Source organism: Streptomyces sp. NPDC002671 (genome assembly GCF_053592475.1).
In genome coordinates, this window is record NZ_JBSFVU010000015.1 from 124989 (window position 1) to 138868 (window position 13880).

Consider the following 13880-nt stretch of genomic DNA (forward strand, 5'->3'; position numbering starts at 1 on the left):
ATCGACGGGATCGGGATGGCGTGCTCCGGTCGGCCAGGCCCGGCGCCTGTATCCGGGCAAGGAGACCAGCAGCATCTCCTCCACCGCGTCGTTCAGAGCCTCCACCGTGCGCTTGCGGTACGGCGTGCAGGCGGGAAGGTCGTCCACCCGCACCAGCGACGGCAGCCCGCCGAAGGGACCCTGTCCGGATCAAGCCGGAACGGCCGGGCCGGTGCCGTCGGGCATGAACCCGGGCGTGAATGTGACGGGCAGGCGCTCGGGGCCGCGCAGGCCGCTCGGCCTCCACTGCAGCTCGCCCGGCGGCACGGCCAGGGCCAGACCGGGAAGGCGGCGCAGGGCACTCCCGATGGCGACCTGGCCCTCCAGCCGGGCCAGCGGGGCGCCCAGGCAGTAGTGAATTCCGTGCCCGAACGCGAGGTGGGCGTTGTCCCGACGGGTGATGTCCAGACGATCGGGGTCCGGGAACCGCGCCGGATCCCGGTCGGCGATGGCGGAGGCCACCAGCACGGTGGCGCCGCGCGGGATCCTCACGCCTGCGATCTCGAGGTTCTCGCGCGCGAAGCGGGCGATACCGGGGTTGACCGGTCCGTCGTAGCGTAGGAACTCCTCGATCGCGTCCGGCAGCAGCGCCGGATCGTCCCGCAGCAGCTGAAGCTGGTCGGGGTGAGCGAGCAGTGCGGCGATGCCGCCGCTGATCAGGTTGACCGTGGTGATGTATCCGGCCACCAGCAACAGGAACGCCATGGCGATCAGCTCGTCCTCGTCCAGCCGCTGCTCCTCGTCCCGAGCGATGATCAAAGCGCTGAGCAGGTCGTCTCCGGCGTTGGCCCGTTTGGCTTCCAGAAGCTTGATCAGGTACGCGCGCATCTGCTGCCAGGCACCGTCGACCACGGTCGGGTCCGGCGGCTCGGGTCCCCGGAGGATCATGTCGTCGGTCCACCGCTGAAAGTCGTACCGGTCCATCGTGGGCACCCCGAGCAGCTCGCTGATCACCGTGACCGGAAGCGGCAGCGCGAAGTCGGCGACGAGGTCCGCGCGGCCGGCCTGCACGATCGCGTCGAGCAGCCCGTCGGTGATGGCCTGGACACGGGGCCGCAGTTCGGCCACCCGGCGCGCGGTGAACGCCTTCGAGACCAGGCGACGCAGGCGGGTGTGGTCGGGCAGGTTCGCCCGGAGCATGTTGCGCAGCATGGACTCGCGCTCCGTCACCGGCAGCTGTTCCAGGAGCCGGGGGTCCGACGCGTCGCGGACATCGCTGCTCAGGCGCGGGTCGCTGAGCGCGGCGAGGCCGTCCTCATAGCGCGTGACCAGCCAGGCCTCCAGGCCGCCGACGATGACCGCGCGCCGCACCGGGCCCTCCTCGCACAGCTGTCGATAGAACGGGAACGGGTTGGTCACGAAGGCCGGATCGGCATAGGGCAGGAGGAGCGGCTGCTCGCTCATCGTCGTCTCCCGGAGTACGTCGAAGTGCTGCACAGAACGTCTGGGTTCGCCACGGACTGCGTGGCGGATTCAGCAGTCTTTGAGTGCATATATCCCAGTATGACGGCTCTGTGACTTACGCCGAAAGGAGGACCTGACAGAGCTGAACAGCTGTGGTCACGACCGGGGAGTGGCGGGCCCGTCCGGCGACGCCGGACGGGCCCGTTCACATGTCAGCCGTCCACCGGGCGGACTCTCACTGTCCGGCCCAGCGCTTGATCGTGGCGGTGGCCTCGTCCCGCTGGTCGGCGGGCAGAGAGGAGATACGGGCGCCGTGGTTGGAACCGGGAACGATGTACTTGTACGAGTCGTGGGAGCTTGGCTCGAACTGCTCGGCGCTCCATGGGTCGTTCTGCCCGTATACGAACATCATGCGCTCGGAGTCGCTGCGCACCCACTTGTCGACGTCGGAGACGGCCTTGCCGTTGTAGTCGGTGCGCATGTCGGCAGGCAGCACCGAGTTGGGCTGGTAGATGTCCGGGTAGTGGCGGACGCCCTTGAGGTGCTTGAACTTCAGGTCGGCCCAGCCCAGCTGAGCGGCGGCCTGTCGGTAGTAGGGGCCGGAGCCGTTGGCGCCGAGTGAGCTGTCCTCGTAGATGGACAGGCCGTGGCCGAGCGCCCAGGTGTAGAGGTCGTCGTCGGACACGGTCTCGGCGTCCGGGACGGTCGGGCAGTCGGCGGCGGTGCCGGACTGCCAGAAGTTCCAGACCTGGTCCAGGACGGCGAACTCGTAGGCACGATCGGTGGTGCCGAGGGTGTTGGTGAAGGTGTAGCCCTTCTCCTTCGCCGTCGCCTCGAACTTGGGAAGCAGGGTGTCGCGGCGTTCGAGCATCGCGCGCTGGACCGCGTTCAGCGCGTCACGGCACTCCTTCGTGCCAACGGTCTCGAAGAACCGCTCGTAGCCGTTGTCGTCATGGTTGTTGGCATCGTCGGGAGCGACGTAGGCGATGACCGCGTCGAGGTCCTCGGGGTAGTAGCGGCGGTGGTACGTCTGCGTCATACCGCCCTTGCTGCCACCGGTGCCGAGCCACTTGGAGCTCTTGTCGTACAGCGGGCGGATCGCCTCGACGATGGCGTGCTCGTCGCTCGCCTCCTGCCAGACGGTCATCTTCGACCAGTCGACGTCGGCCGGCCGGGAGGGGCCGAAGAAGCGGTGCTCGACGCTGAGCTGGTTGGCGTCGACAATCGCGGTGGGCTCACGGGTGGAGCTGGAGAGACCGTAGCCACCGGTGTAGAAGACGACCGGCTTGGTGACCGACTTGTGCCAGAGGGTGAAGCGCTGCCCGAAGGTACCGAGTTCGGGCTTGCTGTGGTCGATCGGCTGGGTGATGGTGAGCGAGTAGAGCGGGTAGCCGCCCTTGTCGGTGACGCCGGTGAGGGTCACGCCGGGTATCGCGCGCAGTTGGTCCGCGAAGGACGCCTCGGCGGTGACGGCCGTTTCCGCGGCGATGGCGGGGGCCGCGGTCGTGACGAGGACGCCCGCGGTGAGGGCGGCGGACAGCAGCAGGGTCGGGACGGTGCGGGTACGCACTCTGGCCTCCGGTATCTCTGGACAGCGCGGGGGGTCCTGCTGACCTTGCCTCACCACGTGCCCCAAGTCACCACCTTCTGCGGGTGGTTCACCAGACACCGGACATCGTGGCGACGTGCGATACCGGCGCGACCGACAGTCTGGATTCCCTGCAAACCCTTGGCGGCCAGGTCGATGTCCTGGACGGCGCACAGCAGTTGGAGCGGTCGGTCGCCCAGACGCAGCGCGCGCGGGGAGTGACAGGTGGGGTGGCTCCCGACTGCCAACACATCGGACGAACCGCCCTGGGCACCGGCCCGGTCAGCCAGGTCTCCCTCACCGTGCCGCTTCGCGGTCAGGCCGCCGCACTGGAACAGCGCCGCGTCGACCGCCAGTTCGAAGAAGCCCTCGTCGTGGGCGTCGTTGAGTTACTCGCGGACCTGAGCGTTCACTGTGGGCTGCGCGTCACTGCTGTCCGCGCCCAGGCCCGCGAGCAAGCGCAGCCCGTCCTCGGCGGGGCTGTCGGGGGCCGCGGACAGCACCAGCAGCTCCATGCCTGATTCGTCAGGTAGCGCGAAGTTCTCCTGGTGCAGTTCCAGCAGTCCGACCAGCGGGTGCCGGTACGCCTTGCATCCATGTGTGCGGGCGCGCACGTCCGCGCGGGCCCAGAGGCGGCGGAAGCGCTCGCTGCCCATCGCCAGCTCGCCGATGAGCGAGGCCAGGCGAGGGTCCTCGGGGTATTTGCCCGCGGCCAGGCGCAGGTGCCCGACCACGTCGAGGGTGCATTTCTCCCAGTCCGCGTAAAGGCCGCGCTCGGTCTCCTCAAGGAAGATGTGCCGGGCGGTGTTCAGGCCCGGCATCGGCCGGCCGTAGAGGAGCCCGGCGAGGCGGTTCCCGGCGAGCACGTCCAGACGGTGGTCCATGATCAGCGCGGGTGCGTCGGTGACCAGGTCGAGGACGCGCAGCAGCTCCGGCCGGACCCGCCCGCCCGGCGCCTTCGCGCGGCGGCGGCGCTGCCGGGCGAGCCGGTAGAGGTGCCCGCGTTCAGTCTCGTCGAGGCCGAGGACGCGGGCGAGCGCGTCGAGGACCTGCTCGGAGGGCTGGGTCGCGCGGCCCTGCTCCAGGCGTACGTAGTAGTCGACGCTGACTCCCGACAGGTGCGCGACCTCTTCGCGGCGCAGGCCTTCGACCCGACGACGGCTGTCGGTGGAGATGCCGACGGCCGCCGGGTCGATCCGGGAACGCCGGGTCCGCAGGAAGCCCGCAAGATCGTCCATGCCCCCAGTATCGCCTCGGTGGTGCCCGTGTGAAGGTGGCCCTGCCAATACCAGGAAGTCCCGTCCGACGGAAGAGGCGCCCCTGAACGCCGGACGCCGCGGCGCCCAGAATCGAAAGGACCCGATCCCAAGGAGTTCCCATGAAGACGCTGATCGTCTACGCCCACCCGGAGCCGAAGTCGCTCAACAGCTCGCTGAAGGACCTCGCGGTGTCCACATTGGAGACCGCCGGGCACGAGGTACGGGTGAGCGATCTGTACGCGATGAACTGGAAGGCGGTCGTGGACGCCGCGGACTACGGCCCCAACGCCTCAAGTCCGCTGAAGGTCGCCCTGGACTCGGGCCGGGCCTTCGACGCCGGGACGCTCACCCCGGACGTCCTCGCCGAGCAGGAGAAGCTGCTGTGGGCTGAGACGATCATCTTCCAGTTTCCGCTGTGGTGGTACACGATGCCCGCGATCCTCAAAGGTTGGGTGGACCGGGTGTTCACCTACCACTTCGCCTACGGCGTCGGCGAGCACAGCGACACCAGGTACGGCGAGCGCTTCGGCGAAGGGACCCTCGCGGGCAGGAAGGCGCTGCTGTCGGTGACCGTCGGCGGCCCGGAGTCGCATTACGCCGCTCGCGGGATCAACGGCCCCATCGACGATCTGCTGTTCCCGATCCACCACGGCATCCTCTACTACCCCGGCATCGAGGTGCTGCCGCCGTTCGTGCTGTACGGCACCGACCGGTTGACCGGCGAGGACTACCCGGACGTCGCCAAGGCTTGGGAGCAGCGCCTGCTCACCCTGGAGTCGACCGAGCCGATCGCGTTCCGGCGGCAGAACTTCGGCGACTACGAGATCCCCTCGCTGCACCTGAAGGAGGGACTGGAGCCCGCGGGCCGCACGGGTTTCGGGCTGCACGTGCGCGGCTGACCGCCGGCGACGGACAGGACGAGCCGGGGCGCGAACCCGAGGAGCAGCCCGAGGGCCGTGGCACCGGACTCCGCAAGGGCGAACTCCTCGGCCTGCGCTGAGAAGACCTCATCGGCCTGACCGCCCTGCCGACCAAGAACGGGCTGGGAATCCGACGCCAAGTCAAATGCATCACTGTGCGGCGGCCTCCACCTCGTGCCCGTTTCGCGGTGCAGGACGGTACGGTCAGGAGATGCGGACTCCGTTGGCGGCAAGCAGGGCTCCGTCGGCCGCCCGTTGCGTCGCGATCACCTGGGCGCGCAGTGCCGCAGGGATCCGGTCGCGGTCGCGGGGGTCGATCGTGAACGCCGGGTCGTCCGCCAGCTCCGGGTGTGCCGACTTCTGTGCGTCCGTCAGCTTCGTCGGGATCAGCCGCAGCCAGTACCCTTCGTCGGACAGCGCGCCGTCCTTGACGGTGATGCCTCCGTGCGGGGCGTACACGAGTTGCTGGCTGGTGGAATCGGTGACCTTCACCTTCCACACGACCGTGTCCGAGTCGATCCACCGCGCCTTCGCCGTGCCCAGGTCAAGGTCCGGCGCGCCTCCCACGGTCGGCAGAAGGTAGTTGCTGTCACCGCTGATCAGCCAGGCCTCCTTGCCGTAGGTTCCGAAGTCCAGCGACCGGTCGGCGGCGATGTCCTTCTGGTCGCCCTTGTGGATGATGTAGCTGAGGGACGTCGCGCCTTCGGCGAGCGGCACCTCGAAGGTCACGCCGAACACGTCCTTCCTCACCGGCGTGAGCGGGCCGGACCAGTCGGTGGGGTTCTTGGCGCCGGTCCAGGTGTGCAGGCCCCAGCCGTCGTAGTCGCCGTCGGCCCGGTGGTAGTGGATCACGGCCTTCGTCGCGTCGGGGGCCGGGTACGCCCCTTGCGGTGCCGTGTCCGCCTGGCCGTCGTCGCCCTGCCGGATCCAGACCTCGCCCGTCTTCGTCAGGTCGATGGTGCGCTGCGGGCCGTCCGCGGTGCCGTTGCCGGTGACCGTGTAGGTCACGCTCTTCGCGCCGTCCTCCGGCTTGACCCAGGCGAAGCCGCCGTAGGCGTCGCGCCCGGTGAACTCGGCCGACTGGCCGGAGGATTCGAGGCGCCAGTTGGTGTAGTCGCCGTCCGTGCGCAGGTAGTGCACGACGGCGTAGTCACGGTGCACGGCGCTCGGCGGCTGCGCCACCGGTGCCTGGCCCGCCGTGGAGCCGGCCAGGGCGCTCGCGGTGCGGCCCCCGAGGTCGACCGCCACGGCCTTGTAGCGCAGCGGGGTGCCCTGCTTCACCGTGTCGGGCAGGCGCTGTGTGACCTTGTAGGGGGCGTGGTCGGCGGTGCCGAGCGTGTGCCAGGAGCCGTTGCCGACCTGGGCGGCGAAGACGACGCGGTTCAGGCCGCCACCACTCACCTCCGCGGAGACGTCGGCGTCTCCGGTCGCGCCCGGCGCCGGGGCCCGGAGCGTGAGGGAGGGCGGCGTGGCCGGGGTGCCCAGCCGCTGCGTCGCCTTCAGGACCGCGGACGACAGCGCCGGGACGGTGACGGTCACCTTGGTGTCCGTCCCGCTGGTCACCGTTGCGGTGGTGCCGTACAGACCCCGGTAGGTCATGCCGGCCGAACTCGTGGGGATCTCCACGGTCCTCGCCTCGGAGCCGTTGTTGAACGCGACCAGGTAGTCGCTGCCCCGGCGGGTGTCCGTGCGCGAGAACGCGTACACGGAGTCGTTGGCGTAGCGCTCGGTCTGGACGCCGTCGCGCAGCGCCGGGTTCTGCCGGGTGAGCCGGGACAGCGCGGATATCGCGCGGTACAGCGGGTGGGAGGTGTCGTACGCGTCCGAGGCGGCCGTGCGGTCGGTGCCGATCTCGTCGTCGGCGAGGTAGTCGGGGACCTTGGAGGCGAACATCGTCTGGCGGGCGTCCTTGTCGCCGCCGGCGCCGGTGAAGCCCTGCTCGTCGCCGGAGTAGATGACCGGGTTGCCCCGCGAGAGGAACATCAGTTCGTGGGCGAAGCGGTCCCGCCGGAGGAGTTCGGTGTCGTCCGCCTTCGGGTTGTCCTTGAGCAGGAAGCCGCCGATGCGGCCCATGTCATGGTTGCCGAGGAAGGTCGCCTCCTCGTAGGCGTTCGCCTTGTCGGTGGTGTAGCGGTAGTCCTGCGCGAAGACGTCGGCGAGCCGGTCGGCCGCCCTGCCCTGGGAGGCGTATTGGCGGATCGCGTCCTGCAGCGGGAAGTCGAGCGTGGCGTCGAGGCGGCCCTGCCGTACGTACGGCGAGGTGACGGCAGGGTCGGAGGACAGTGTCTCGCCGAAGATGAAGAAGTTCTTCCGGCCCTTCTTCGCGGCGTACGCGTCGAGGGCCGTCGCCCACTGGGTCCAGAACGGCATGTCGACGTTGCGGACGGTGTCGACACGGAAGCCGTCGATGCGGAAGTCCTTGACCCACTTCTCGTAGATCTGCTCCATGCCGTGCACGACTTCAGGGCGTTCTGTCCACAGGTCGTCCAGGCCGGTGTGGTCGCCGTAGAGGCCGCTCTCACCGACGAAGGTGGAGTCCCCGCGGTTGTGGTACATCGTCGGGTCGTTCAGCCATGCCGGGGCTTTGACGTTCTGTTCGGCCGGGTTGACCTGCGGTGTGTAGGGAAGGCCGCGCGCGTCGACCTTCCGCATCCCCTTGCTGTCGTCGAAGGGGCGGCCTTCGGTGTCGAGGTAGGGATAGGCGCCTTTGCTGCGGTATCCGAAGGTCTTCTCGGCATAGGTGATGGTGTCGGCCGTGTGGTTGGTGATGACGTCGAAGAAGACCTTCATGCCCTTGGTGTGGGCCTTGCGGATGAGTTCCGCGAGGTCCGCGTTGGTACCGAAGTGCGGATCGACGCGGGTGAAGTCGGTGATCCAGTAGCCGTGGTAGGCGGCGCTCTCGCCGTTGCCCTGCACCGGCTTGTTCTTGAAGATCGGGGCCAGCCAGATCGCGGTGGTGCCGAGGTCTTTGATGTAGTCCAGCTTGTCGATCAGCCCCTTGAGGTCCCCGCCCTGGTAGAAGCCCTTGTCCGTGGGGTCGTATCCGGTGACCGTGCGGTCGCCGGTCAGACCGCCCCGGTCGTTGGCCGTGGAGCCGTTGGCGAACCGGTCGGGAAGGAGGAAGTAGAACTGCTCACGGGTCATGTCGTGGCGGGATGCCGACGCGGCCAGTCGGGCGTCCGACGGCGGAGCGGGCGGCTTCTCCGTCGCACTCGCCGGCTGGGCGGTGTGCAGGACCGTGGCCAGGAGCGCGGCGGTGACGGCCACGGTGGCGGAACGGGTGACGGTGCCCGGGCGGCTCCGGTGGCGGAGTCCGGCCGGTCGTTCGCCCGGGTTGCCGCGGGCGGTGGGTTGTGCGGTCACGTTGCGGCTCTTTCCTTGTCGTCAGTGCGCTTTGGGGCAGTGCGCTTTCGGTCAGGGCGCTTTGGGTCAGGGCGCTTCCGGATCAGTGGAGAGCGGCTGCACGGTGGTCGCGCCGAGCAGGGCGCCGTCCTCCCCTCGTTGGGTGGCGATCACCTGGCGGCTCGCCCGCGCCCCGGCGATCCGGCCGCGGTCGCGTGGGTCGACGGTGAAGGCCTGGTAGTCCGAGAACTGCGGGTGGGCGGCCCGCTGCGCGTCGGTCAGTTGCGCGGGGTTCAGGCGCAGCCAGCGGCCCTCGTCCGACAGGGACCCCTGCCGGAGGGTGATGCCGCCGTCCGGCGCGTACACGAGTTGCTGACTGGCGACCCCGGCGCCGGTCCCCCGCCATACGACGGTGGTGTCGTCCAGCCAGGTCGCGGCCGACGTCCCGAGGTCGAGGCCGAACGCGCCGCCGAGGGACGGCGTGAGGTAGGCGGGGTCGCCGGCCACGCGCCACACCTCGTGCCCGTAGAGGGAGAAGTCGAGGGCCTCGTCCGTGGTGACGTCCTTCTCCTCCTTCTTGTGCAGGATGTAGCTGAGAGAGTCCGCTTGGTCGGTCAGCGGGACCTCGAAGACCAGGCCGAAGGAGTCCCGGCCCACTGGCCGGATGGGGTCGTTCCACTCCGGCGGGTGCGCCGCGCCGGTCCAGGCGTGCAGGCCCCAGCCGTCGTAGTCCCCGTCGGGACGGTGGTAGTGGATGATCGCCTTCGTCGGGTCCTGCGCCGGGTACGCGTCCGCGGGCCGGGTCTGTGTCACCGCGTCGCTGCCCTGCTCGGTCCATGCCTCCGGCGCCGCGGCGAAGTCGAGGGTGCGCTCGGGGCCGTCGGCGGTGCCGTCCTTCTCCACGGTGAAGGGGACCTCGGTGGCGCCCTCGGCCGGGGCGAACCAGGCGAAGGCTCCGTAGGCGTCCCGGCCGCTGAAGTCGGCGGTCCGGCCGTCGGCCGTCCGCAGCCGCAGACCTGTGTAGTCACCGTCGGGCCGCCGGTAGTGGACGACGGCCCAGTGGCGTCGCGCCGTCGGTTTCTGGGCCGCCGGCGCCTGGCCCGCGGTCGTCGTGGCGAAGTCGCTCGCGGTCCTGCCCGCGCTGTCGACGACGACCGCCTTGTACCTGAGCGGCGTGCCGGCCGGGACGTCCGCGGCGATGTTCTGCGTGACCCGGTAGGGGGCGTGGTCGGCGGTGCCGAGGGTCTGCCAGGCGCCGTCGCCGACCTGGGCGGCGAAGACGACCCGGTCGTATCCGCCGCCGCCGACACCGGCGGAGATCTCCACGGTTCCGTCGGCGCCCGCGTCCGGGGCGTGGAGCCTGAGGGAGGGCTTGGCCGTCGGCGGCGCGAGGGGCCGTGTCGCCTCGTACACGACCGAGGACAGGGCGGGCACGGTTACGGTGATCTTCCCGTCCGCGTCGCTGCGCACCCTGCCCGTGGTGCCGTACAGCGCCTGGTACGCCGTGTCCGCCGAACCGGACGGCAGGGTGACGGTCCTGTCTTCGGTCGCGTTGTTGAACGCGACCATGTAGTCGCGCCCCCGGCGGACGTCGGTGCGGGTGAAGGCGTACACGGAACCCTGGGAGTAGCGCTCGGTCTGGGCGCCGTCGCGCAGGGCGGGGTGTTGCCGGGTCAGCCGGGAGAGGGCGGCGACCGCCCGGTAGAGGGGATGCGTGGTGTCGTAGGCGTCGGAGGCCGCGGTGCGGTCGGTGCCGATCTCGTCGTCGTCCAGGTAGTCGGGGACCTTGGAGGCGAACATCGTCTGGCGGGCGTCCACGTCACCGCCGGAGCCCGTGAATCCCTGCTCGTCACCGGAGTAGATGACCGGGTTGCCTCGCGAGAGGAACATCAGCTCGTGCGCCAGGCGGTCCCGCCGCAGCAGTTCGGCGTCGCCCGCGCCGGGGTTGTCCTGGGCGACGAAGGTGCCGATGCGTCCCATGTCGTGACTGCCGAGGAAGGTGACCTCGCTGTAGGCGTTGGTCTTGTCCGTGCTGTAGCGGTAGTCCTGCGCGAAGACGTGGGCGAGGTCGTCGGCGGGTCCGCCGCGGGAGGCGAAGTTGCGGGCGGCGGCCTGGAAAGGGAAGTCGAGCGTCGCGTCGAGCCGGCCCTGGGTGACGTACGGGGCCGTGATGGACGCGTCCGCCGAGAACGCCTCGGCGAAGAGGAAGAAGTGCCGACGGCCGTGCTGCGCCGCGTGCCGGTCCAGCGCGGTGGCCCACTGGGTCCAGAAGGGCATGTCGACGTTCTTGGCCGTGTCGACCCGGAAGCCGTCCACGCCGAAGTCGTCGACCCACTTCTCGTAGATCTGCTCCATGCCGTGGACGACCTCGGGCCGCTCGGTCCACAGGTCGTCCATGCCCATGAAGTCGCCGTACAGGGCGCTCTCTCCGGCGAAGGTGGAGTTGCCGCGGTTGTGGTACATGGCCGGGTCGTTCAGCCAGTCGGGCACCTTGCGGTCCTGCGGGTCGGTGGAGGCCTGCGGGGTGTAGGGGGCGCCGGCCGTGTCCGTCGTGTGCATGCCCGTGCTGTCGTCGAAGGGGCGGCCTTCGGTGTCCAGATAGGGGTAGGCGCCCTTGCTGCGGTACCCGTACCGCTTCTCGGCGTAGTCGATGGTGTCCGCGGTGTGGTTGGTGACGACGTCGAAGAAGACCTTCATGCCCTTGGCGTGGGCCTTGTCGATCAGCTCCGACAGGTCGGCCTCGGTGCCGAAGTGGGGGTCGACCCGGGTGAAGTCGGTGATGGCGTAACCGTGGTAGTTGCCGGTCGCCTTGCCGTCGCGGATCGTCACGGGCTTGTTCTTGAACACGGGCGCGAGCCAGATGGCGGTGGTGCCGAGGCCCTTGATGTAGTCGAGGTGGTCGATGACACCTCTGAGGTCGCCGCCCTGGAAGAAGTTCTTGTCGGTGGGGTCGTATCCCGTGGTCATACGGTCGCCGGTGAGGCCTCCTCGGTCGTTGGCCGGGGATCCGTCGGCGAACCGGTCGGGCAGCAGCAGGTAGAACTGTTCCCTGCTCGCGGCCGGACGGTCCGGCTCCTGCGCGAGCCGGGCGTCCGACGGCGGCGGGGGCGCTCCCTCGGCCGCCGCCCGGGGCGCCAGCGGTGGCAGGGCCGCGGTTAAGAGCGCGACGGCCAGGGCGGTTGCATGGTGTCTGGGTCTGCCGACCACGTGACGCATCTCCTCGAAAATGGTGGTTGTGGGCAAGGACGGGCACCGCCCTGAGGCGGGGCGTGGGACCGCCCGGTACCGGGGAGCGGGCCGGGCGGTCCTGACCGGTGACCGCCGTCTGTCGTCGGCGGTCAGGGTCGCGTCGCGGGGACTGCGGTCAGCTGCGCCAGGTGTCGTTCAGCGTGATCATGCCGCTGGACGGGACGGTGGCCGTGCGGTTGGAGCCGCTTTCCCAGGTGACGTTGCCGCTTGCGTCCTTGCGGATGTACTTGTACTCGAACGACGTCCCTGCGGGCATGGACACATCCAGCTTCCAGACGGGGTAGCTCGCGGGATCCAGCTTGAGGGCGCTGGAGGTGTTCCAGTTGCCGAGGACGGAGTTGTTGCCGACGACGTAGATGTTCTCGCCCCACTGGGTGGTGGCGTTGACGTTGAAGGAGGCGCCGGTGACCGGGGCGGGGTCGGTCGGGGTGGTGGTGTCGCAGTTCTTCGCCCCGACATGCAGGGCGAGGGCCGAGTTGGCGCCGAGCGTCGCGGTGAACTGCCCGGAGGAGTCGACCGTGACTCCCTTGCCGCTCTGCACGTCGCAGTAACTGCCGGCGGGCAGGGAGGTCTGGAAGGTGCGGGTCAGCGTGGCGCCCTCGTGGTTGATGACGACGTACGCCTTGTCGCCACGGCCGAAGGCGATCTGGTTGTTGCCGTTGTCCCACCAGTTGGTCACCGCCGTCCCGGCAGCGGTGTTGCGGAACCTGACCATGCTCGCGATCTCGCGCCAGGCGTGCTGGCACTTCCAGCCGTCGGTGTAACAGGCGTTCATCTGGCTGTTGTTGGGGCCGCCGGCGTTGTTGTCGCTGAACTCGTAGCCGGAGTGGACGTCGGGCGAGCCGTAGGGCCAGGCCAGCATGAAGACGTGCGCGAGCGTGTAGTTGGCGCCGTCCTTGTAGGTGAGGGTGGCGCCGTTGCGCTCGGTGTCGTGGTTGGTCACGAACACGGAGGCCTTGTCGCTGGAGACGTAACCCCAGGCCTCGCCGAAGTTCTTCAGGTATGCGAGCTTCTCGCTGCTGAAGACCCGCTTGAGGTCGTAGGCGTAGTGGAACTCCTGGACGTCGCCCGTGTTGTAGTACTCGGACGGCTGCACCGCCTCCCCGGCGGCCCCGATGGTCTCCTGCTTCCAGTAGACGCCCGGGTTGGTGAGCCGGGACTTGATGTTGGCGAGGTCGGCCTCGTCGATGTGCTTTGCGGCGTCTATGCGGAAGCCGTCGACGCCGAGGGAGAGCAGGTCGTTCATGTAGCCCGCGATGGTCTTGCGGACGTACTCCTCGCCGGTGTCGAGGTCGGGCAGGCCGCCCATCTCGCAGTGCTGGACCTGCCAGCGGTTCGTGTAGTCGGTGATCGTGGCGGTGCAGTCGTCCATGTCGGCTGCGGAGTAGGTGCCGGGGTAGTCGTACTTGCTGAAGGACGACCCGGCGGTGCCCGTGCCGGAGGCGTTCGCCATGTGGTTGATCACGGTGTCGGCGACCACCTTGACGCCCGCGGCGTGACACGTGTCCACCATGTTCTTGAAGGCGGTGCGGTCGCCGAGCTTCGTGCCGATCTTGTAGCTGACCGGCTGGTAGGCAGTCCACCAGGAGGTGCCCTGGATGTGCTCGTTCGGCGGGGAGACCTGGACGTAGCCGTACCCGTCGGGGCCCAGCTCGTCCGTGCACGCCTTCGCCACGGAGTTGAAGTTCCACTCGAACATCACCGCGGTGACGTCCTTGCCGCCGGGCGCGCTCGCCTGCGCCGGCGCGGGTGCCGTGACGGCCACAGCGGCTCCCGCCAGGCAGGCGAGTGCAGCGGCCACGGTCTTTCTGGCCATGGTGTCTCCAGTTCGGGGAGTGGGGTGGTAACCGGAGTCCAGCCTCGGTCGGGCAACGCGCCATGCCGGAGAAGGCCGTTCGTTGGTTCTTTCTGCAAGAAATTGCGGTCGAGACCGTACGGCGCCACCCGCTGAAGGTCAACCCCTCGCGCAGCAACCCAAGTTGACGAGGCAACAGTTGAATTGAGGGGGTGAAATCTCTTTCGCAAGAGATTTCAGGAGTGTTACCTTCAACGAACTCCGGCCCCCGGCCGCGGGGTTCG

5 protein-coding genes and 2 pseudogenes are annotated in these 13880 nt (G+C 69.2%); 1 reads left to right on the plus strand and 6 read right to left on the minus strand.

Annotation, left to right across the window (positions count from 1 at the left end):
- Positions 1 to 189: 189 nt before the first annotated feature.
- The 3 genes from ACWD35_RS23865 to ACWD35_RS23875 all read right to left on the minus strand — a co-directional run bounded on the left by ACWD35_RS23865 (position 190) and on the right by ACWD35_RS23875 (position 4269).
- On the minus strand, positions 190 to 1443 hold the full coding sequence (locus tag ACWD35_RS23865; RefSeq protein ID WP_451353303.1) for a cytochrome P450 family protein: 1254 nt from the start codon (positions 1441 to 1443) through the stop codon (positions 190 to 192).
- A gap of 235 nt (positions 1444 to 1678) precedes the next feature.
- A complete protein-coding gene (locus tag ACWD35_RS23870) occupies positions 1679 to 3013 on the minus strand; it encodes a S28 family serine protease (RefSeq protein ID WP_451353304.1) in 1335 nt (444 codons plus the stop codon).
- 407 nt (positions 3014 to 3420) lie between these two features.
- Positions 3421 to 4269, minus strand: a complete 849-nt coding sequence (locus tag ACWD35_RS23875) for a helix-turn-helix transcriptional regulator (RefSeq protein ID WP_451353305.1) — start codon at positions 4267 to 4269, stop codon at positions 3421 to 3423.
- A 140-nt stretch (positions 4270 to 4409) separates the two neighbouring features.
- On the opposite strand from ACWD35_RS23875, the gene ACWD35_RS23880 reads away from it, so the two are divergent.
- Positions 4410 to 5189, plus strand: coding sequence for an NAD(P)H-dependent oxidoreductase (locus ACWD35_RS23880; RefSeq protein ID WP_451353306.1), 780 nt, complete (start codon positions 4410 to 4412; stop codon positions 5187 to 5189).
- A gap of 234 nt (positions 5190 to 5423) precedes the next feature.
- On the opposite strand, the pseudogene ACWD35_RS23885 reads toward ACWD35_RS23880, so the two are convergent.
- The 3 genes and pseudogenes from ACWD35_RS23885 to ACWD35_RS23895 form a co-directional block, all read right to left on the minus strand.
- Positions 5424 to 8477: pseudogene (locus tag ACWD35_RS23885) on the minus strand (alpha-amylase family glycosyl hydrolase); the annotation flags it as partial.
- Between the two features lie 192 nt (positions 8478 to 8669).
- Positions 8670 to 11768: pseudogene (locus tag ACWD35_RS23890) on the minus strand (alpha-amylase family glycosyl hydrolase); the annotation flags it as partial.
- A gap of 148 nt (positions 11769 to 11916) precedes the next feature.
- Complete coding sequence (locus ACWD35_RS23895; RefSeq protein WP_451353307.1) at positions 11917 to 13617, minus strand: carbohydrate-binding module family 20 domain-containing protein; 1701 nt, start codon at positions 13615 to 13617, stop codon at positions 11917 to 11919.
- Positions 13618 to 13880: the final 263 nt, after the last annotated feature.